Annotated in this window: 21 protein-coding genes; 14 read left to right on the forward strand and 7 right to left on the reverse strand. The window is 34.9% G+C overall.

The features are described 5' to 3' along the window. Positions 1–289 precede the first annotated feature (289 nt). Together GJV77_RS13120 and GJV77_RS13125 are read left to right on the forward strand one after the other, a co-directional pair. Positions 290–1600 carry a dihydrolipoamide acetyltransferase family protein gene (locus GJV77_RS13120; protein WP_155036799.1) on the forward strand — a complete coding sequence of 437 codons (1311 nt, stop codon included), beginning with the start codon at positions 290–292 and terminating at the stop codon, positions 1598–1600. An 84-nt stretch (positions 1601–1684) separates the two neighbouring features. Then, a complete protein-coding gene (locus GJV77_RS13125; protein ID WP_155036800.1) occupies positions 1685–2386 on the forward strand; it encodes a Dph6-related ATP pyrophosphatase in 702 nt (233 codons plus the stop codon). Between the two features lie 44 nt (positions 2387–2430). Here the strand turns inward: GJV77_RS13125 and GJV77_RS13130 are convergent, their stop codons facing one another. The 4 genes from GJV77_RS13130 to GJV77_RS13145 form a co-directional block, all read right to left on the reverse strand. Next, positions 2431–4440, reverse strand: coding sequence for a TonB-dependent receptor plug domain-containing protein (locus GJV77_RS13130; protein ID WP_155036801.1), 2010 nt, complete (start codon positions 4438–4440; stop codon positions 2431–2433). Between the two features lie 51 nt (positions 4441–4491). Then, positions 4492–5427: a hypothetical protein gene (locus GJV77_RS13135; RefSeq protein WP_155036802.1), complete on the reverse strand. Its 936-nt coding sequence runs from the start codon at positions 5425–5427 to the stop codon at positions 4492–4494. Between the two features lie 127 nt (positions 5428–5554). Continuing rightward, positions 5555–5917 carry a hypothetical protein gene (locus GJV77_RS13140; RefSeq protein WP_155036803.1) on the reverse strand — a complete coding sequence of 121 codons (363 nt, stop codon included), beginning with the start codon at positions 5915–5917 and terminating at the stop codon, positions 5555–5557. A gap of 472 nt (positions 5918–6389) precedes the next feature. Continuing rightward, positions 6390–7415 (reverse strand): helix-turn-helix transcriptional regulator, encoded by a 1026-nt coding sequence (locus GJV77_RS13145; protein WP_155036804.1) that lies wholly within the window; start codon positions 7413–7415, stop codon positions 6390–6392. 708 nt (positions 7416–8123) lie between these two features. Here GJV77_RS13145 and GJV77_RS13150 point away from each other — a divergent pair. The 5 genes from GJV77_RS13150 to GJV77_RS13170 all read left to right on the forward strand — a co-directional run bounded on the left by GJV77_RS13150 (position 8124) and on the right by GJV77_RS13170 (position 14221). Further along, positions 8124–9218: a slipin family protein gene (locus tag GJV77_RS13150; RefSeq protein ID WP_155036805.1), complete on the forward strand. Its 1095-nt coding sequence runs from the start codon at positions 8124–8126 to the stop codon at positions 9216–9218. Between the two features lie 364 nt (positions 9219–9582). Further along, on the forward strand, positions 9583–10113 hold the full coding sequence (locus GJV77_RS13155) for a hypothetical protein (protein ID WP_155036806.1): 531 nt from the start codon (positions 9583–9585) through the stop codon (positions 10111–10113). A 9-nt stretch (positions 10114–10122) separates the two neighbouring features. Next, positions 10123–12690: an MBG domain-containing protein gene (locus GJV77_RS13160; protein ID WP_155036807.1), complete on the forward strand. Its 2568-nt coding sequence runs from the start codon at positions 10123–10125 to the stop codon at positions 12688–12690. 1 nt (position 12691) lies between these two features. Then, entirely contained in the window at positions 12692–13486 is a 795-nt protein-coding gene (locus GJV77_RS13165; RefSeq protein WP_155036808.1) for an outer membrane beta-barrel protein, read from the forward strand. Positions 13487–13813: 327 nt separating this feature from the next. Further along, complete coding sequence (locus GJV77_RS13170; RefSeq protein ID WP_155036809.1) at positions 13814–14221, forward strand: hypothetical protein; 408 nt, start codon at positions 13814–13816, stop codon at positions 14219–14221. 42 nt (positions 14222–14263) lie between these two features. On the opposite strand, the gene GJV77_RS13175 is transcribed toward GJV77_RS13170, so the two are convergent. After that, complete coding sequence (locus GJV77_RS13175; RefSeq protein WP_155036810.1) at positions 14264–14737, reverse strand: YfbM family protein; 474 nt, start codon at positions 14735–14737, stop codon at positions 14264–14266. Between the two features lie 13 nt (positions 14738–14750). Then, complete coding sequence (locus tag GJV77_RS13180) at positions 14751–15401, reverse strand: DUF4272 domain-containing protein (protein ID WP_155036811.1); 651 nt, start codon at positions 15399–15401, stop codon at positions 14751–14753. Positions 15402–15518: 117 nt separating this feature from the next. On the opposite strand from GJV77_RS13180, the gene GJV77_RS13185 reads away from it, so the two are divergent. The 7 genes from GJV77_RS13185 (at position 15519) to GJV77_RS13215 (ending at position 21047) form a co-directional block, all read left to right on the forward strand. Next, the gene (locus tag GJV77_RS13185) at positions 15519–15848 is read left to right on the forward strand and encodes an ArsR/SmtB family transcription factor (protein ID WP_155036812.1); all 330 of its coding nucleotides are present in this window, start codon (positions 15519–15521) and stop codon (positions 15846–15848) included. 63 nt (positions 15849–15911) lie between these two features. Next, entirely contained in the window at positions 15912–16376 is a 465-nt protein-coding gene (locus tag GJV77_RS13190; protein WP_155036813.1) for a DUF6428 family protein, read from the forward strand. An 11-nt stretch (positions 16377–16387) separates the two neighbouring features. Next, positions 16388–17005 carry a low molecular weight phosphatase family protein gene (locus GJV77_RS13195; RefSeq protein WP_155036814.1) on the forward strand — a complete coding sequence of 206 codons (618 nt, stop codon included), beginning with the start codon at positions 16388–16390 and terminating at the stop codon, positions 17003–17005. Continuing rightward, the gene (gene arsB, locus GJV77_RS13200) at positions 17005–18033 is read left to right on the forward strand and encodes an ACR3 family arsenite efflux transporter (protein WP_155036815.1); all 1029 of its coding nucleotides are present in this window, start codon (positions 17005–17007) and stop codon (positions 18031–18033) included. Before GJV77_RS13195 ends, arsB begins: the two co-directional genes overlap by 1 nt. 208 nt (positions 18034–18241) lie before the next feature. After that, entirely contained in the window at positions 18242–18697 is a 456-nt protein-coding gene (locus tag GJV77_RS13205) for a hypothetical protein (protein WP_155036816.1), read from the forward strand. A 413-nt stretch (positions 18698–19110) separates the two neighbouring features. After that, positions 19111–19911, forward strand: coding sequence for a hypothetical protein (locus GJV77_RS13210; protein WP_155036817.1), 801 nt, complete (start codon positions 19111–19113; stop codon positions 19909–19911). After that, on the forward strand, positions 19908–21047 hold the full coding sequence (locus tag GJV77_RS13215) for an outer membrane protein assembly factor BamB family protein (protein ID WP_155036818.1): 1140 nt from the start codon (positions 19908–19910) through the stop codon (positions 21045–21047). The genes GJV77_RS13210 and GJV77_RS13215 overlap by 4 nt, the downstream gene beginning before the upstream one ends. 154 nt (positions 21048–21201) lie before the next feature. On the opposite strand, the gene GJV77_RS13220 is transcribed toward GJV77_RS13215, so the two are convergent. Further along, on the reverse strand, positions 21202–21876 hold the full coding sequence (locus GJV77_RS13220) for a DUF6266 family protein (protein WP_155036819.1): 675 nt from the start codon (positions 21874–21876) through the stop codon (positions 21202–21204). Positions 21877–22443 lie beyond the last annotated feature (567 nt).

The following is a 22443-nucleotide window of genomic DNA, read 5'->3' on the forward strand; positions in this document are numbered from 1 at the left end:
CGGCTGAAGAAATAATCTTCAGCCTCCTACTCGATTGCTTTAGAGTTGTTAAAAAATCTTTTTTCTCAATAAATAGAGGGATTGAAAGGGCTATTGCAAATGTATTATTGAGAAAAAAATAATTAATAAAACAATGTTATTATAAGTTTTTAATTAGAAGTTGTGATAGAATTAATGTTTTGATTCTCTAGATTTTAATAGATTCGTAATTCTGAATTATTTTATTATAAGTCCGAAATATTATTAAATTTGTAATTTGAAACAAAAATTACAACCTTAGGTTATAAATATGGCAAAGTTCGAATTGAAATTACCCAAAATGGGTGAGAGTGTTGCTGAGGCAACCATTACAAACTGGTTGAAAAATGTAGGGGACCACATTGAAGCAGATGAAACAGTATTAGAGATTGCAACGGATAAAGTTGATAGCGAAGTTCCGTCAGAAGTAGAAGGAACTTTAGTAGAGATATTGTTTCAAGTAGATGATGTTGTTCAAGTAGGACAAACTATCGCTATTATTGAAACTGAAGGAGGAGAAGCAGCTCCAACTCCTGTAGCAAAGAGCACTCCTGCAGAAGTAAATGCTGTAGCTGAAACAGTAACTATTGCACAAGATGCAGTAGCAAATACTGTGGATTTTGGTGATTCTGATAAGTTCTTTTCGCCACTAGTTAAAAACATAGCAAAAGAAGAAGGTATTTCTTTGGCTGAGTTAGAAGCGATACCTGGAACTGGTAAAGATGGTAGAGTTACTAAGAATGATGTTTTAGAGTACGTTAAAAATAGAGGTAATCAACCTCAACAAGTGGCAGCTAAAGTAGAAACTCCTAAGACTGCAGCACCTGCACCTGTAGCTACAGCTACTAAAGCAGCTCCAGTTTCTGTAAACGGTGCTGACGAGATCGTAGAGATGGATCGTATGCGTAAGCTTATTTCGACATATATGGTTAAGTCTGTGCAAACTTCAGCTCACGTACAATCATTCATTGAAGTTGACGTAACAAATATTGTTAACTGGAGAAATAAAGTTAAGAATACATTTGAGAAGAGAGAAGGAGAGAAGTTAACGTTCACGCCTATCTTTATGGAAGCTGTAGCGAAAGCATTAAAAGACTTCCCAGGAATGAATATCTCTGTAGAAGGTGATTATATCATTAAGAAGAAAAATATAAACTTAGGGATGGCTGCTGCATTACCAAACGGAAACTTAATTGTACCTGTTATTAAGAATGCAGATCAATTGAACTTAGTTGGTATGGCCAAAGCGGTTAATGACTTAGGTAGTCGTGCTAAAGCTGGTAAATTAAAACCAGACGATACTCAAGGTAGTACTTATACAGTAACTAACGTTGGTACTTTTGGAAGTGTATTTGGTACGCCAATTATCAATCAACCTGAAGTAGGTATCTTAGCATTAGGTGCAATTCGTAAAGTACCTGCAGTTATCGAAACTCCAGAAGGTGACTTCATCGGTATCCGTCAGAAAATGTTCTTATCGCACAGTTATGATCATAGAGTAGTAGATGGTGCACTAGGAGGGCAGTTCGTACAGAGAGTTGCTCAAATCTTAGAAGCATTTGATCCAAATAGAGAAATATAATTCGGGTTTTATAAATTATATGAAACGGTTTCACAGTTGTGAGACCGTTTTTTTATATCTTGTTTTTATCAAAAAGATGGGACAATGAGACAAGCTTTTTTAAATTGGAGTAGTGGTAAGGATGCTGCTTATGCACTGTATCAATTACAGCATACAAATGATGTAAAGGTAATTCGCCTGATGACTAGTGTCAATGAACATTTTGGACGCGTATCAATGCATGGTATAAGAGAAGAAGTGTTGCAGCGTCAAGCAGATTGTTTAGGATTGCCACTCGATGTTGTTTACCTCAACGAGAAACTGAACTTACAAGAGTATGAAACCATAATTACTACAAGACTTAAAGAGTATAATAAGATTGGTATAAAGGATAGTGTGTATGGAGATATTCTCTTAGAAGACTTAAAAATGTTTAGAGAAACTCAACTAGCTCGTTTAGGTATTAATGGAGTGTTTCCACTGTGGAATAGGAATACTACTGAATTAATCCACGAGATGGTCGATAGTGGTTTAAAGACTATCGTTGTCTGTGTAAATGAACAGTATTTAGACAAAAGCTTTGTTGGGAGAACTATTGATAAACAGTTTATCGTTGATTTGCCAGAAGGCGTTGATCCTTGTGGTGAGAATGGTGAGTTTCATACTTTTGTATATGATGGCCCCATGTTTCACAAACCTGTGCCGTTCGAATTAGGAGAAATGGTTTACAAAACATACGATGCTCCAACACAATGCAATCAAACAGAGATATTACACTATGGATTTTGGTTCTTAGATATCTTATAAAACAGTAAAGCTGATTAAGTTAATTAATCAGCTTTACTGTTTTTTTATAATTTATAAGATAAATTGACAAAGAAGTTTCTACCTGGATTAGGTATTTTATTCCAATCCGAATAAGTCGAATAATAGGTGTCAAAAATATTCTCGATTCCGATACCTACATTAAGAGTGTGTGTTTTTATGGCAAAATCATAATGTGCATTCCAGTCGAGAATCGCATATGCGGGTGTTTTAACTTCTCCATAAGCCTCTGCAGCATTGTTTTTTACTGCGTTACCTTTTAAACTAAGTTGTGTTTTGAATGCATAGTATTTATAATCTATAGCTGTGCGATAAGCTAGTGGTGAGATAAATGGTAAAGTGTTTTTATTGCTATCCTCACCATAACTATAAGTCAATCCTCCCGTCACTTTCCAATTAGAGTCAATGTTGTAGGTGAAGTTCCAATCTAATGAACCTTGAATTGCATAGTCAATATTTTCATATTTTTTTAAACCTAAGCCTCCATATGTCATTGCATTGTATACTGGATCAATTACACCTATGATGTAATTGTCTAAATAAAAGATAGAGCCTGATAATTTGCTAGAGAAGGCAGGTGTTGCGTATTTTATAAAGAAATTTCCTTCATAAGAAGATTCATTCTTTAGATTTGGATTACCTATGTAATCATATTTATCACCACTGTTAAACAAATAGTATCCGTACCCTTCAGAGACTGAAGGAGCGCGATTACCATAACCTACACCAATGCCATATAACCAAGTATCAACAAAACGCTCATAGTTCATGGCTAAGTTACCAACAGTACGGGTCTTGTTTTGCTTAAAAGTATCATCGTTTAAGAAGATACTTAATTGATTTACCCCTTTTTCACTAACATGATTAAAGTTTATACCTAATGTACCTGATAGCATTAAGCTATTTTTATCATCTATTTGCCAGTGATCTTTTATTGTTAAGCCTCCATAGTTAGTTTTTACATTAGGCCAAGTATAGGCAAACATTCCAGTGGCACCTGGAGTATTTGAAATCATTGTCATTTCTGCCAAAGATTTATTGTAGTAAGTATTCGCATTGATACTGATGTGGTGCTTGTCTTTTAATGTCGCGGATAAAGTAGAGTATGCTCCATAGGTGTCTGACCATCCAGGCATATCCATACGCATTGCTACGTCAGGACGATTTGTATCGTCCATTCTATGAGTTATTGTATTGTAGTATAATTTAGTCTCCCAATTGTCTATCCAAGAATTTTTTGGCGTATAAACGTGTTTTACTGAGGTAATAATGGCTTCTGCTAGCCCAACATCCATAGGAAGAGCAGGATAGCCTACATCTGTTGCCTTGTCGTAGATAACAGCCGCCTCAATTCGATTAGTAGGATTAATAGCATACCCTATAAATCCTGAAGCATTTAGTTTTCTGAATTGAGAGTATTGTATCTCTTTTCCTCTACCAGCTTTATAGTTATCTGCATCTCTATACATGATAGAACCACTTACGTAAAACTTCTTAGTTGTATAGTCAAAATTACCTCCAATTATTTTTTGTTTATTGATCGACTCAACCCCCGTTTGCACTTGACCTTTCCATGTTTTCTCTTCTGTAAATGAAAGTTTACGCGTACGTAAGTCAATACTTCCTCCTAGGGTAGCGCCAAACATAGATCCTTGAGAACCAGAGGTTATGTCCATACCTTCTAAGTTATTTACTTCTACATAAGAGGTAATAGGATCCATCTTATCTGTACAGGCATGAAAGATTTGCATACCATCTATGGTTTGTCTAGTGCGTTCTATTGCCATATTGTTGATCATTGGTTCCCAAGCATAGGCTCCTCTGCGAACGAGTGTTACGCTTTCTTGTTGGGCTAAGTAATCATCAACAGAAGCTAAAGGTTGCTTTTCATTTAAACTTTTGTTCTTTGAGGCATAGGTTACAACTACTTCTTCAAGTGCTTTGTTTTGTAATGTATCAACAATATTTCCTTGTGCAATTGAAAACAAGGGAAAAGTCAGCAGAAGAGAAGTGATATAGTAGTGTTTACTGATCATGATTATAAAAACTAAGGTAGTGGTTAATGAAAGGTTTATAAGTTTCTTTTGTTAGAATAACAAGTCTAAGAATTTGTCCCCATTAATTGTTTGATTACCATTTGCATCTTCTTTCACTGGTTGACCTGCTATAATTTCACCTGCTTGGTCTTTAATGACTAAGTTTAAGAACCAGTATCCTGTCATACTTAAAGGCAATTTACCTTCGTGTTGTTTTGTATTAGCATTGTATTCAAGTGTAATAATTCCCTCAAGTACTCCGTGATTACCCATATCTGGCATTCTTGGATCTATAGTAACGATTAGGTTATCTACTTCAGGGAATGTCATACCCATATCATCTCCTTTTTTGTATAGAGATACAGTTATATCATTTTTACCGACAATGAATTTATCTGTGTGATGAAGTGCAGCAAAGTGTTTTACACCGTTGACATTAAATGTTTCTAGTGTTCTTCTATCGCTTCCCTGAATGCTTACGATATTTTCTCTATCGTAGAATTTACCACCTCTAGCTAAAGTTTTCAGCTTAGTGTTTATTTGTGTATCCTTATTTTTCGCTTTTAGTTCTATCTCCCAATAATTATTGTCTAAATTAGTTCCCGCCATTATAAACATGATTTCGCCGTAGAACTTATTAGTACTATTCGCTACGGGTGTTAATTGTACCATAGGTGCAGAGTGACTATGGTTAGGCATATGCATCATAATGTTCATTGCTACCTCTTTGAAATCTTTGTTGCTTGGATCATTATCATCTTTAAACTCTACAATGATGGGAGTTGTTGACGGAGCATAAAATTCTTTTACATTACTGTAGATAGTGACAGTATAGTTACCTGTTTTTTGTTCTAATACTTTAGTAGTTACTTCAGAAGTATCTGGATTAGTAGTCGGTCCTTTGTCCATAGCATTGTCATCAGAAGTACATGATGTTGTTAGTCCTAAAGTAATAATTGTTAAAGCGAAGTATATTAATTTTTTCATGATTAAAATCTTATAATTATTTAGAATATATGTTATATTGCTTCTATGTATTTTATGAATAATAGATGCGTAAAGCCATACTACATCGGATATGTAGTATTATTGCTAAGCGATAAATAAAATAAGATTAAACGAGGGGAGGTTTGATATCTTCCACTGTTGCTAAATATGCATATAAGCTATTATAGCAATCTAATACTTGCGTATCTATATCAGTTTGATTGACTGTTAGAGGTTCCCATTGTAGTGTTTGGAAATAAAGTACCTCAGTTTGTAGTTTGATAAATGATTTACCTGTTAGGGGATTGTCTTCTTGAGCTGTTTTAGCTAACTCTGTTTTTAAATGACAAGAACCATTACACGCTAATTCAGGTTTATCTTTATTGATACAAAGCTCTTGTATAGCGTCATAGTTAATCGCGAAGTCCAATACAGGAAAGATTGGCTTCATGAAAAATAGTAGGACGATAATTAGAATTCCTTGTTTCATGTTGCAAAGATACATAAGCGAGTAGGATTAATACTATGACTTAAATCACTTTTGTGTAAATAATCAATACAGTCGTTTTAATAATTAGCACTAAGGAAGAGGATTAGTAGGCTTGATGTTTGGTGGTGTTTTACAAAAAAAATAAAGCTTCTAATTCTAGAACTAGTTTGTTTTCTGCCTAAAACAGGTAATTTTGTTTTGAAAAAAGAATGTTTGCTTTAGAAATAAGTCGGAGAAATAGTTTTTTTATGAGGAGAATAGGAGAGGGTGTTTTTTCCTTTTTTTATGCTGATTGGTCGGGAGGTGATCGGGATATGGTCGGGACTTTCTACTGTGAAAAGTCCCGACCATGTCCTTATCACTTCTCTATCATATAGTGACTAAAGGGACTATGAATATAAGATGCGTTTGATTGTTATGTATGAAGGTGTGAGAAATTGAAGGTGTAGAATGTATGTTAACTAAAAATAGTTTAGTCAAGGTCAGTTTTGTTATAATAACTATACATTTGTTGTACGCGTTTCATTATTCTTTTTTGTAGGTTACGTGGAGCCAATACTTTCATGGCTTCACCGAATCCTAATATTTCTCTTTCTAATTCGAAGTTAAGTACCACGTCAATTCTTATCTTCATACCCTTGTGGTTCTCTTCTATTATCTGTTGTGATGCGTGAATTGGTTTAGTCTTTACGTACGGTACGTTATAAGCATTTACCCATAGGATTACTTTCTGTGCTCTATCACTTTCTGTTTTGGTTACTCCAAGCGTATCTTTATAATATCTATCGAAGTCCACACCCTCGTATTCTTTATACGGTTCGTTAGCGATGGCATATACATTTAAGATACGGTCTAAGGCTAAAGTCAGTAAGTGTTTATGTTTACTACTGCGTACGACTACAAACCACCTGTTGCGATATTCCTTTAAGAGATAAGGATAGTATAAATTCTTAGAAGCCTCTTTAGATTTGAACGATTTATATTCGATCAGTAATGTTTGTTTGTTCTTAATCGCTTCATAGAGTGGACTGATAAACTTGATTCCTTTTAATAAGCTATTCCCTTCCATCTGTATATAGTTAGGCGCTTTTGTACTACGGGTAAGTAAACTATTGTCAAGCTTAGCAATTACCTCACTCATTTCATCTACTTGACTAAATCCGTTGAGGTGCTTCAGTATAGCCACTACCTCTTTTAGCTTCTCCATATCCGCATCGTTTATAGGAGAGTTTTTGATGCTGTAATTAGCATCTTCGTAGGTATAGTACTTTCTGTCTACTACTATGATTGGCGCATTATAGCCCAAACTATCACTACGCATGGCTTGAATATCAAGTTGTATGGTACGCTTGCTAATTCCTGAGTCGATACCTTCATATTCATATAGTCCATCAGCTACCTTTTCGATCAGGTCGTTTAACGTCCATTTTCTGAATCTGTTCTGAAGACATTCATCAATAATTCGGTAGCGCAATAGTGCTAATTTATTCGTAGCCATACATTTTAGGTATTTATTCTTAGTCAAATATACATATTCTTCTCTTTAAGTACGTAATGTAATTGCGTACTAATCTTTTTTGTAAATTATTTAAACTTGTAAGATGTTGATATGTAGTGTTTATTGAAATATTTTAAAATTATTTATAACTACGCAAATTGGTTGCGTAGTAAGGTATGCATCTTTGTACTGTTCGAAAGATACAAACTTTGGAAGCGTTTCGGAATAGCGCAGAAGTGAGGGACAGTAGTTTACCTTATCCTGTTTGTAATCTTGATGAACAACTAATATGGGATTAGTAATAAATGTTCGTGTCGTGGGTTCGATTCCCACTATTATCTGAGGATAATATAGTTCAGTTGGTAGAATAGAACAATTGCCTTTTAAGCAAATTTGGAAGAAGCAGAGGAACTTCATTAAAAATCCTCTCCTATAAAAAGGTTCAGTCAAATAGTGTTTCTGTCTTTTCTTCTTTACAGTCTTAGACTATGAGAATAAAAGACAACTTATCAAAGCCTGTAAAAACAAGCTACGCTCTGAAAGAGGAATAAGGGATGATATAGAGAGGACAATTTGCTCTGTGAGTCGTTCTGGATTATACACGAATTATTCTATTTCTCAGTGTACTTCTTTTTCCGCCTGAGGTAAGGGAAACCTATTTAGGCTGTTCTTTATGATAAAGACGTAAAACATTAAAAATATACAACTATGAAAAAGTTACAAGTAAAAACAAACCACGTTGCCTTGGTGTTTAAACAAGGTGAACTGCAAAAAGTATATACTGCTGGACAGTATTGGTTATGGGGAGAGAGAGAAGTCGAGGAGTATAATAGGGCTGAGGTATTCAGTATGCGTGGCGATATTGATGCTTTGTTGCAAAACGAAGAATTAAGTGCAATGTTAGAAATAATCGATGTGATGGATAATGAAGTTATACTGGTTTACAGAAATAAAGTGTTTGCTTATGCTTTAGGTGCGGGAAGATATATCTACTGGAAATCTGCTAAAGAGTATTCATTCGAGAGATATAATATAGAAGGGTTAGAAGTAGATAAGTCGATAGCAAGAAATATCACAGGTAAGTCTAATATGCCAAGCTATGTGCGTATGTACACTGTGGGGAATAATGAGAAAGGATTATTGTTTGTAGATGGACAGTTTAAAGAGATTTTAAATGCAGGAGAGTATAGATATTGGAAAAACGATATCAAGGTGCAAATCTTTTTAGTAGATGTGCGTCAGCAAGCAATGGATATGAACGGTCAAGAGATCTTAACCAAAGACAAAGTACAGTTGCGTATCAATTTTAACTTGGTGTACCAAGTACAAGACTTGTTAAGAGCATATGTGGACAACAAAGATGTGGAGAAACAAATGTACAATATCGTACAGCTGATGTTGAGAGAAAAAGTAGGTAGAATGTCTTTCGATGAGTTGATGGAGAATAAGGAGAATTTGTCTGTGGAGATATTGGCAGCAGTAAAAGAGGAGATTGCTACGTTGGGTATCGAGGTGAGAATGTGTGGTATCAAAGATATCATCTTACCAGGGGATATCAGAGAGATAATGAATCAGGTGTTGATCGCTGAGAAAAAAGCACAAGCCAATATGATTACTCGTAGAGAAGAGACTGCTGCTACCCGTAGCTTGTTGAACACTGCGAAGTTAATGGAAGAGAATGAAATGTTGATGCGATTAAAAGAGATGGAATACATCGAGAAGATTGCTGATAAGGTCGGTGAAATCAGCTTGTCTGGTGGAGGTAATGTCTTGAAACAATTGAAAGAGGTGTTCTCGAGATAGTAATAGATGGACGGCTTACAGTTTACGGACTGTGAGCTTTTTTGTGAAAATTATGTAACTAGACTATTGTGCTTTTTAAAAAGGTATAGATTATTCAGTAAACTTAGCAGGTTAATGAAGTTAGTGTATTAATTTGTCAATTGAATATTTTTTTAAATGGATAAATAATACACAGGAAGGGTTGTTTTATTCACTCATTCTCGTGTATTTATTTATTATAATTTACAATTGTTGTTTTGTTTTTGCGATTGTATTTAGTTGTTCTTTCATTAGTTGTGTTTTTTAATATTTTTCATCTTAAATTTGATATAATTTCACTATAAATAGTTGTAATTTATAAAAAAAAGTAGTAATTAGTGTATCTGTGTTGTCTTTATTTGCGCTGACCACTTATGGTAAATATGTCGCTGATAATTACGGGAATGGGAGTGATCGGCTTGGACAATTTATAAAGTTTGGGATAGAGGGGGTAAGTGAGGCAGATCCCCAAACTGAAATTGAAGGAATTCGTTTTGTATCACGCGGATATTACTTAGGAGATCCTAATGCAGAAAATGAACTTAGTGTGGAAGGGAGTTTATATTATGATTTTGAATCTATTAGCACTAACGAAGCAGAGTTAAATATAGATTATACTAAGCCAGGGATACATACAATTACTGCAACGGTAAAGGATTGGGGTGGAAATGTAGTAGGGCAGCTTACGGCAAACAAGGTGATATTTGACGAAAACTTTTATGGTATTGATGAAATTTTGAATTGGTATCAGCAAGAAAGTGTATATGATTATAACGGTAAACCGAGACCGGTAAAACCGAAGGACGGAGAAGAAGTTCCTGCAGGTTTTTCGGTTAGTTGGCCTTATTTTACAGGAGGGGATGAAATACAGCCTTAGCCTGTAGAAGTGGGGAGTGAGGGGAAACTTTTACAAGTTTATTATGAAGGACCAGAGACAGGAGGAAAGAAAACTTTAGTGTCAAGTGGACCACAATATAGTGTGGTAATTAATCAAATAAGCATAGAGTTTACTTATCCTCCTAAGTTGCTTTTGGTCAATGGAGAACCTTATGTACATGACTTTACGTACGAAGGGGAATTGGATAGGGATGTTTTAAAGCGAGCAAAGTTTATTTATCTTATAGATGGTAGGCCAGGCCCTGAGGGGCCGACAAAAGTTACAAAAATAGAAACGAGTGTACAAGGACAATATACGGCAGCTGTACAGTTGCAAAACGATCAAAATATCACACCTATTCCTAGAAAAGAGAGTGTAGTATCTGTCATAGATACGATGGCTTCTCTTACAGTAGATTACGACGGTACAGACTATATAGGGAAAGCGAAAGAAATAGCAACAGCTATTGATTTGACAAGTTTAGTAGGTGTTACAGTGAAACATCGTTTCTTAGATAATGATGGTAAGGAAGTGACAGAAATGATTAATGGAGGGGTTTATACCATTGAGGCTACTTATTCGTATGAAGGAGCTGAAGATGTTGTTGATCGTACTACATTAACGATTAATAAAATAGATATCTCAGGAGGAACACTAGAGCCATTAGAGGTTACGTACGATGGAAACTCACACCCAGTAATGGTAAAAGGTGTACCAGCAGGTTTAGAGGTAGAGTATATTTACAAAGACGAAGATGATAATCCAATCCAAGGAGAACCAGTAAATGCAGGGACATATACGGTAGAAGTTCTTATTAAAGGTGGCAATAACTACAACGACAAATCATTAAATACGACCATAAAAATTGCAAAAGCAGAACTACCAGGAACTCTTACGCCATTAGAAGTTGTGTATGATGGTAATCCACACCCAGTAACGGTAGAAGGTGTACCTGCAGGTTTAGAGGTAGTGTATACTTATAAAGACGAAGCAGGTAATCCAATTCCAGGAGCACCAGTAAATACAGGGAAGTATACCGTAGAAGTTCTTATTAAAGGCGGAGACAACTACAAGGACAAAACATTAAATACGACGGTAATAATTGAAAAGACTTCATTAGTTATTGATCCAATACAAAAAACAATTGTTTATAGTGGAGCAGAACAGATTGTTGTTTTGGACGAAAGTTCTCTACCAGAAGGAGTAACTGTTACTTATGAATCCAATAAGGGTATTGATGTTGGAACATATATCGGAAAGGCAATTGTCAACGGAGGTCAGAATTATGAGAATACAGAAGCTCAATTAACACTAACAATTGAAAAAGCAGATATTCCAGGAGGAACTCTAGAGCCATTAGAGGTTACATATGATGGAACACCACACCCAGTAACGTTAGAAGGTGTACCAGCAGGCTTTGATGTAGAGTATATTTACAAAGACAAAGCAGGTAATCCAATCAACGGAGAACCAGTAGATGCAGGGGATTATACGGTAGAGGTCATCGTTAAGGGCGGAGACAACTACAACGATAAACCATTGACTACAACGGTGACGATCAATAAGGCAAACGTTCTAGATGTTGATTTCATTGATAAAGTAGTTCCTTTTACAGGTGAAGAACAAACTATAGAAATTACTGGAAGCCTTCCTGATGGTGTAACTGTAACATATGAAAATGCTAATCATACTACTCCTGGTGTTTATAGTGCGATAGCTAACATAATTGGAGGTGGGAATTACAACAGTATGACGTTAAATGCTAGGTTTAAAATTGTAGATGCTCGTACACCAAATAGTGATGCAGAAATATTCGAATTAGTGATTAATGGAGTATCTTATAAGAACCCAGGAGATGTAGTTGAACATACTTTAAAAACGACGCCATATGAGGATATTACAGATATTCACATTGTAGATTATACATTATACTCCACATTAAGTGTACCTAAGTCATTTAGGGTTGATACATTTGATCCTAAGGTGTATTATAAAGATGTTGTTATCACATCTGAAGATGGTAAGGTTTCTAGAGCCTATACAATTAAGCTAATTAAACCAATTGAAGATCGACTAATAATATTGCAGAAATTCCAGAATACATTGTTAATAAACAATAATCCATCAACCAATGGAGGGTATTCATTCGCGAGCTATCAATGGTACAGAAATGGAGTAGTTGTTAGTACAACACAGAGTTATTCTGTAGGACAATCCTCTTATGATAAGTTAGACCCGAATGACGTGTATTACTTAATTGTGATGACGACAGAAGGTGAAGAGATACACAGTACGCGTATTGCTATCTATGAGGATTTGAGTAAAGAAGTTTCACTATATCCTAACCCAGTATCATCAAGTGATATGACTACAAATATAATGGTTGATTATAGTGAAGAGCAATTTGAAAACGGAAGGGTTGAAATATTAACTGTTGAAGGTAGGTTTATTTATAGACAGACACTTCATATCGGAGAGAATACAATAGTAATCCCTCAACAATTGAGTACAGGGATATACTTAGCAGTAATAGATATCAACGGCAGAAAACAAACAATACGATTTTTAGTACAATAGCATGAAAAAGAAGATAATGATTATAAGTGCAGTAGCTCTAATGAGTTACTGTACTTCACAAGCGCAAGAATTAGGAGTGTTTTATTCAATACATTTTTCGAAGACAGTAAAGAGTCCTAAGGGTATGACTGCTGTGGTAGGTAATGGTTTTAATGTAGGGTTAAGTTATGGTCACTATTTGTCAAAAAACTTTAGTCTTCACGTAGAGCCTAATTATTCGTGGTATTATACCCAAGGTAGAATGGCCAAGTTTAAAGGTGAAACACGTGCTGTTGACAGAGATAATGATGCCTTTATTTTGAGGTATCAAGGTGATCAGATGAAAGAAAAAGTTACTTTAAAGCAGTTTACGATTCCCTTGATGTTACAGTATGAAACAACAGGAGAATCTCTGCGATTCTTTGTTAAGTCTGGGGTGTCATACGGTTTGCATATAGAAGATGCCGTAGCAACTACCCGTATGGGAAAGCTTAGGACATCAGGATATTATTCAGAATACAATATTGAGTTAACAGGACCAGCTTTCGTTGGTTTTGGAAACTTTAATGGGCGAACACAAGAGAATCAATTAGATTTTAAGAATCGTTGGGCTTATGTAGCAGAAATTGGGGTAAAACAACGTATGTCTGATAACAGCTCTTTGTATGTCGGGATGTACTTTGATATCGGTCTGAATAACCTTGTAAGGGAGGTTGATAATAACAATACTACAGCTCATTCAGCTCTTGTTGATTATAACAGAGATCTTGAAGATCCGTTGATTCTCAATTCTGTTCTGCAAAATAATGTTGAGTAGGTAACTTATCGAAACTATAATCTAGGAATTAAATTGAAATATGCTTTTTGTCTAAAGAAGACAGGTAAATAAGTTTATTGTGAATACGAAAAAAGAGCTATCGGGTAACGATAGCTCTTTTGTATTATTAGGTAACTTACACTTGGTTTTTCATTAGAATTAATTACTTTTACTTCGTTAGGAATATTTTAGAAGCTGTATTTATCGGTTGACGCACTTTAACTGTTAATGAACTTCTTGTTGTTGCAAGGAGTTAGTTACTTTCTTCACGAGTAGCATAGTTCTAAAGAGGAAATACAGACTTAGATGAAAAATAGGTAAATTAGTATGTTTATTAAATATATTAGATGTTTGATTGTCGCTTGCGTATGTGTTTGTACTACAGTTGTATGGGCAAAACATTCTCCTCATTCGACAAGCCGATCGTGTAATGAACGATTAAATCAGATAATGAAGAATAGTGATTTTGATTACTCAGGGGAAGATTATCACGTAAGGATTGAAGATATCACAGGAGGAACAGTGATTATTAAGGTTTATGTTAGAAATAATTTGTCTAGTGATCCGAAGAAACCTCGAATGGTAGAAAGTGTTGTTTCTTGGTTGATTATTCAGCCTCAGCGAGATGGTATTTATCAATCATTAAATGCTTTAGACCCTGCTGATCCCGCCTTTAAAAAATTAAATATTGATATGAATGCATTTAATCAATTGGTTAAATGTATTGATCAGTAATAAAAATAAAAGCCCTTGCTGTATCCTAGCAAGGGCTTTGTATTATGTGATATAAGTAATAATTGCTTCATTGTTAGCACTTGCCTTTTGATAAAATGTTCTTACTTCTGAAATCCAGTGAAGTAAGTATTTCCAGACCTGTTCTTTTTCTGCTTCATTATCCCATATATTAGGATATACATTATGTGTTTCCATAAACTCAAAGTCTAGTCTGTTATAAAGCATTTCATCTGATAACTGAGATAAGTGCCTATTAAACGCTTTTACTTCCTCAGGTAAAATATAGCAAACTTCGCTATCGCTATATTCACATAAATCATGCGTTCCAAATATTAGTTTGGCAATAGGCTGCTCGTCATAATCATATTGTTGATTAGAAATAAGAAATGCTATTGCATCCCAAGATTTGTCAATATTAATGAGTTGATTACCTCTAATATTTCCTTCCCCACCATCGTGAATTACTTCACAAAGCTCACCTTCTGTTAGGCGTATAAATGTTGCTGTTAGTCCCAAAATAGTGTTTTAATTAAGTACTCATTTCTATTTCATCCCAATCCGACTCATCGTCTAACAACCATTCAAGTGCACGACGTCGTTCATATACAATTCCTTCGTTAATCAAAGCTTCTTGTCCTTTGATTCGCTCATCGACACAATACCAATGTAGTCGGTAGTAGTAGTCCATCATAGTATAGATGTCGCGAACAGAGCGCATATCCGATAATAGGCTCAACTTATCGTTTTCTTCTTCCTCTGCTAAGTTAGGAAGTAATGAAGCCATGGTATCTGGGATCCATTGTGTTTCGTCTAAGATATCAGTCATTTTAGCAGCCCACATAAGAGCCCATAGTCCCTCGAGATACCATCGAAGACTATTTGTTTCATATTCTGTCAGGTCATCATTCGCTTTTTCCAAGATATCTTTTTCCCAAGTGGATAAGGCATGTGTGTAACCTTCTTGTGCAATCCAGCTTTTAATGTAGTCTGTTGGCGCACCAAATGAGATATTGATCAGTGCATTCATAACAGACATCCGGTCGATAAGGGATTGTAATTCCCGCATATTTGTCTCGTCATGTATAGGTAACCAATCAATATAGCGATAGGGTAGCTTAGCTAGTTTCGCTAAGTTTTCTTCCTTAACCGCTAATCTCGTCTCTTGATTAAGTGTTATCATTTTTTTGTTTTAAAGATACTATTATTCTTTAGTAAGTATCAATGTTTTTTAGTAGGATATAGTTTGTTATGTAATAGTTATATCGTAATATTGCGATATGTAATAAGGGTACTGATTATGGGAATTACGAAGAGTGAACTGTTTAGTGACAAGAAGAATGAGTTGGCGTCAATGTTTAAAGTATTGGCACACCCTGCGCGTTTGGCTATTTTGCAATACATTATTAATCAGAAAGCCTGTATATGCAATGATTTAGTAGAAGAATTAGGTTTAGCGCAAGCGACTATTTCTCAGCATCTCAAAGAGTTGAAAAAGACAGGGATCATAAAGGGAAGTATAGAAGGGAAGTCTGTGTGCTATTGCATTGATGTAGATGTATGGCATGAATTTGCTTCGTCTTTTGGTCAATTCTTTGCTCAAGATATCATTAACGAGAAATGTTGTTAAGCATTTTTTTATAACAACGCATCGTAATATTACGATTTATATAGAAACTAAAAAGTAACAGATATGAAATTATCAGCCGTAAAAGCAGCTTTAGCAGGATTGGAAAAAGTAGATTTCCAATTTGAAGATGGGACATTTGTACCCGAACATTTTCACGTGACTGAAGTCGGTCATGTAGAGAAAAAGTATATTGATTGTGGAGGTGTCATTAGAGAAGAAAAGTATGTAAGTTTCCAACTGTGGAATGCTAACGATACAGAACATCGTTTGAAAGCGGGGAAGTTATTAAATATTATTCGTTTGTCTGAACGCAAATTAGCTATCGAAGATGCAGAGGTAGAAGTGGAGTTTCAAGGGGAGCATACGATAGGTAAATATTATCTTCGTTTTACGGGGACTCACTTTGTCTTAGTAAATACATTGACAGCTTGCTTAGCAGAGGACGCTTGTGGTATTAAACCTGAGCACTTGCCTCAACCTACTGCAAGTGAAGGAGGGTGTTGTTCGTCTGATTCACAATGTTGCTAAAAACCCAATAAATGTATAAAACACTAGAAAATACCATTGTACAGGACATCTTTTCGGTATCCGTAACTGAGGAACGTCAGCGTACACTTCAGCCTTTGATTGATTATATACAGCGAGGTATAGATAAGGAGGTCTTTGTAGGGTTAAACTTTATTTGTACGCATAATTCTAGGCGTAGTGTATTTGCGCAGATATGGGCACAAGTGGCAGCAGACTACTACGGTTTGTCAAAGGTTTGTTGCTTTTCGGGAGGAACAGCAGTTACAGCTACCTATCGAAGTGTAGTCAAAACATTGAAAAAGCAAGGAATGCAAATACAATATTTGACAGAAGGGGAGAATCCTATGATTGGTTTGAAATACAAAGATAGTCAACACCCTTTGATGTTATTTTCGAAGTTATATGACGATGCGTATAATCCAATTTCTCACTTTGCAGCAGTGATGACGTGTAGTCAAGCAGATGAAGGTTGTCCTTTTATAGGAGGAGCGGATCTACGAATCAGTATGCCCTTTGAAGATCCTAAGCAATATGACAATACCCCACAAGAGGCAGAAGCCTATCGACTGAAAAGTTTAGAAATCGCCAGTGAATTATTTTATGTAATGGCTAAAATTAATAGACGCTAATGAAAGCAAAAATGAAGTTCTTAGATAAATACCTTACCTTGTGGATATTTTTAGCCATGGTGATTGGGGTAGTTATTGGAAATATATATCCTAATGTCTCTTCTGTGATGGAGCGATTGTCTTATGAAACCACAAATATACCTTTGGCCATCGGATTGATAATCATGATGTATCCGCCCTTAGCGAAGGTTGACTATAATTTATTGCCCCAAGCGTTCAAAGACAAGAGAGTATTGACTACTTCTCTTGTGTTGAATTGGTTAGTGGGGCCTATACTGATGTTTATATTAGCTGTTCTTTTTCTACGCGATCAACCAGATTATATGGTAGGGGTGATATTGATTGGGTTAGCGCGATGTATAGCAATGGTAGTGGTGTGGAATGATTTAGCGAAAGGAAATAGAGAATATGCCGCTTTACTTATTGCATTGAATAGTCTTTTTCAAATTTTGTTTTATAGTGTATATGTTTGGTTATTTGTCAATGTATTGCCTACTCAATTAGGATTAGGTGATTTTGCCATAGCTATAGATATGGGAACTGTTGTTAAGAGTGTATCGATTTATCTAGGAATCCCTTTCTTATTGGGTTTTTTGAGTTATCGCATTTTACCGAGTTTGTATTCAGAAAAGTGGTATAAGCAAAAGTTTCTACCTTTTATCTCACCGTTTACACTATATGCTCTACTATTTACTATTGTAGTCATGTTTAGTTTGAAGGGGGAGCAAGTCGTTCAGCTACCACTACAAGTATTGCAAGTGGCTATTCCATTAATTATCTATTTTGTTTTGATGTTCTTCATTAGCTTTTTTATGAGTAAGAAGAGAGGAGTGGATTACGACAAGAATGCGTCCATTGCTTTCACAGCAGCAGGTAATAATTTTGAACTAGCCATTGCTGTCGCCATTGCTGTATTTGGAGTAAATTCCCCACAGGCTTTTGTAGGGGTAATTGGGCCATTAGTTGAAGTCCCTGTATTGATTGGTTTAGTTAAAGTGAGTCTTTGGTTGAAGAAGAAGTATTATTAACATAATATAGTAATATTTGGATAATTAAGCGTTGTATTGTACTTTTAAGGAAGAGTATGATACAACGCTTTTTTTGTACACATGTTGTCACGTCCATTTGTTCATGAAATATTTGAGATGTAAGGTGTCATGATGTATGTCGTACTAATGTTGAAAGGATTGAAATCAAGGGATATATTAATAGATTGATAGAGTTAATAATGAAATAATGGAGACAAAGGATAGTATAAGTAGAAAGAGAAAAGGTAGGATACGCCTATTTTTGTATTGGCTAATGTTCGTTTTGATCTCTTTTGTGCAAACAGCTATCGCAATGTCTGATTTAAAAGACAGACCATCTGGTGATCTCACTTTCCACTTTTATCAAGATGTATTGATAGGATCACTAAGCATTAGTGTGTTTTACATGTTGTTACTACTTTTAGTGTTGCGTATTAGACCTTTTGTACTACAGCTTGTCATACACAGTTTAGTAGTAATGGGGCTTTGGTTCTATGAAAATCTATTAGTTTTTGGAGATCGAGAAGCTGGCTGGAGTACCTATTCACTTGGCGCGTCTGCCTATCATACGTGGGACTACAGCCTATGGTCTATTAGTTTGGCTTTGGCAGTATTTTTTTTAGTATTGAAAGTTATGTATAATAAATTCGAGAGGGATAAATGAATATCCTAAATTAGAAACACAAACAATGTCCTATACTCACTTCATGAGTATAGGACATTGTTTTTTAGGAAAAATATTTGCAGTTAATACTAAGTATTAAGTGATGTTTTTGATATTTGAAAATATTAAAAATATTGTTAATTTGTGTGTGATTTAAAGTTGTATTAATAATGTATTTGTTTTTATGTTATTTCTAGTTGTTAATGCACTATTTTGAGTTTTGTGTGTAAACAATAAAATAAAGAATGTTTTGTTTACGCCAAATTAAGTTTACGCGATTTACTTTTTCTTTAGAAGTAATAGTGTAGGTAAAGTGAGAAGATCTGATAAGTTGCAAGGTAAAGTATGCTGATGATTACCTTGTTTTTTGAAAATGTATGAATTCAAATAGATTAACTAAAAATAAAATAATTATGAATGTGAAGAATTACATCGCATTGAGCGTGTTCTGTTCTATGGGAGCTTTCGCACAGGTTACTGTTGATATGAAAGCAGATATTGAACAAGTCTTATTAGATCCTCTTTCAGGAAATGTCTTAGTAGAGGACAAAGACAATGTTTCGTGTGTCAATGGACAAACTAATGAGTTGAATTGGTCTTTTGCTAAAAAGGATTACGCGAGTATAACTACCTTAGAAGGTGTTACAACAACCTTGAATAAGATAGAGAATAATGATTTTTTAAATGCCTTTAATAAAGATGAAGAGGTTACTTTAATTCCTCAATCTCCTTTTGCTGCAGTTCGTCTAGAGCACAATGACTTGATTGTAAATTCGGCGACAGGTGAAGTGGTTTTTAATTCGGCAGAGATGCAGTATCGTATTTTGCAAACTTATTACCTAATTGCAGAAAATAACTTATTAATCCTTGGAGTAAAAGATTCTACAATCTCTTTTTTAAACTATGATTTGGCTTCAAAAAAAGTACTTTGGTCAAATGACTTAGGTACATTGGATAGTTTAGGTAAATCATTAGGGAATTTGTTTAAAGCCTTTACAGGAAAAGTAACCCAACAAGTTGAAGATAAGATTATTACTGCTTCAGATGAAATCTTGGTGACAGTGAAAGGGGTACTATATACTATCAATAAAACATCAGGAAAGATTAATTGGAATACCTCTTATATCATTACTAATTTCTTTTTGAATCAACGAAAAGATAAGATAGTTGTAATTACTGATGAATCTAGTTTTTTAAATTCAAGTATGCATTGAATGTATTGAATTTGAACAATGGAGAGAAACTATGGGACAAAGACATCGTAACCAAACGCATTAGTTATTTGGAAGATCATGGAGACAAATTGTTAGTAGCACATACAAATGGCTTTAATTTTTATAGTTATGCTGATGGGAAGAAAGTATGGAAGAAAGATGCAAAAGGCAAGAATATCAAGCAAGTAATTCCTGTAGAGCATGACTATTTGTATATTGCTGATAACGAGATGAACTTAGTCGATGAGGAAGGACAAAACAAATGGAAGAAATTTGTAGAGATAGCTGATGATGCAGAAGATGAGGTTTTTTACTTAGGGAAAGCAGGAGATAATCGCGTGTTTTATTTGACGAGTACTTATGGTAATATGGTTAACTATGTGTCAGGGAAAAAAATATGGAAGAAGAATGTAAAGTTTGATAAAAAACGTCCATTGGTTTATGCTACTACGGAAGATAAATTTGTTGTGTATAATAACAAACGCGTTTATACTTTTAATAATTCAAGCAAAGAGGATCCTAAACCAAAAGGCAAAGTAGAAGTAGAAAATGATAAGATGATCAAGAGTATCGAAACACAAGACTGGGGAATCTGTATAGTGGGTGAAAACGATGTAATCGGATTAGACTATGAAGGTAATGAGTTATATCACACTACTTATAAAGAACCTGGAGAAGCAGGAAGACGTTTGATGAAATCAGCTGGAATTGTAGGAGGAGTTATGCTAGGAGTATCTCAAGGTGCTAATAGCTCTCTATCAACAGCAACAGTGACTATGACCTATAGAGATAGTAAAGGACAATTACACTCAGAGACCAATGCATTATTATCAGATAGCGCACAACGCAGAGCAAGTCAAAAAGCAGATACTTATGGAGAAATGGGCGATGCACTAGAGAAAAATTTCACAGCGAATGTGAGAAATCGCTTCAATGCGATGAAGCAAAGTTTAGATTATGTCTTTGTAGCAAATCGAGGTAAACAAGGTCCTGAATTAGTAAAAGTACGCAAAAAAGATGGAGAAGAGGTAGTACGCGTTCCATTAGATGGAAACAAACCACTATATGAAATCGATCCTATTAGCGAGAATCTGTACTATGCAAGTGGCAATGTATTGAAAATTTACACTAAATAATTCATTCAGTTATATACAAAAGAGACCAATTTTTGGTCTCTTTTTTTTGGCGAATAAAGTGATTAGACAGGTAAAAACAACTCGTTGGTTATTCTGCTGCTAACACGCAGATAATTCGTGGTATAGTTGATGCGTATGAATACATTTTAAATCGCTATAGGCTTGTGTTCGTACTGGTAGGATTCAGTTGTATAGTCTCGTGATACAGACTGGTGCTATGTACGCTGTTGTCTGAAGATTCCCAAATACTCCAAAAATGGAAATTACCATTCTTCCACTTTTCAGGTAGTGAGAGGTGAGCGTATTTTTCTTGACGAGTAGCGAGATGACTCGCGATGTGAAATGCATCAATACTATCGTTGTAGATGACTATTGTTAATCTGTCATCGGGCTTAATCAATACGTTTTTTAATGTATCTTCCCATTGTATTTTAATTCGGTTGTCTTTGAGAAAATTAATTTTCTTAATTACAACAGGAGGGAGTACCCCAAGAGATAATAAAACCTTTTCGATGGCTAGATGAGGTACTCCATCAATTGTTTCAATTCCTTCTTTCAATAAATGAGAATTCAGTTGCTCATGTCCATTGAGTACTCTATTTCCCTCCTGTTTTTTAGGGTAGTATTTATTGACAAGATTTTTGATTTTGCTTGTAAAAGGAGAAACTAGTCTCATTTTGTTTCTTTGGATCAACTGTTTTTCCGATGCTGGAGTTCGAGATCTGCTAGGAAGAGAACGCAAAAAGTGCCTTCCTCTCCAAGTAATTCCGATCACCGTACCTACTTTGCCATGTACACCACCTAAAATACCATCTTTAATTTCTGCCATATCTTTTTTTAGAAAGGTAAAAAAAGACTTTGTTTTATTCTTTCATTATTCAAAGAATATGGATTATTAACACATTGATAAATATTAGGTTACATAAGTAAGTATTTCTAGTGAAGAGAGATCTATGTTTTTTTCTTCGAAGGGCAAACGTAAGGTATCTTGGAGGTATTCTTCGGAAAAAGAGCACTAAATCCCTAGTATTCTTGCGGTATCCACCATAAACCCCCAAAGAACTCATGGAGAAGCATTGTATTTATTGACTTTAAGGGCTTTTTAATAAAAGTATAAAAATAGTGTGTTTTTATTCAAAGTGTTGTTTATTAATATTTTGTGTGTTTTTTTTGGATTGAAAAAAGTGAGGTGTTTTTTAAAAATTATTATTTTAAAAAGGTTTTTAATTGGTAAAAATGGGAAAAAGAGGGGGAGTTTTTGAGTGATTATTAAGTAAAATAAGTGATTCAACTTTCTTAGTTTGAGTGGAAATATAAAAAATGGTACATTTAGGGAGGAATTAATTTTAAAAGATTATACTTAGTACACGACAAAAGTATTAATTAGTTGATTTTA

The sequence above is a fragment of the Myroides pelagicus genome (assembly GCF_009711055.1).
In the GTDB taxonomy this organism is placed as follows: Bacteria; Bacteroidota; Bacteroidia; order Flavobacteriales; family Flavobacteriaceae; genus Flavobacterium; species Flavobacterium pelagicum.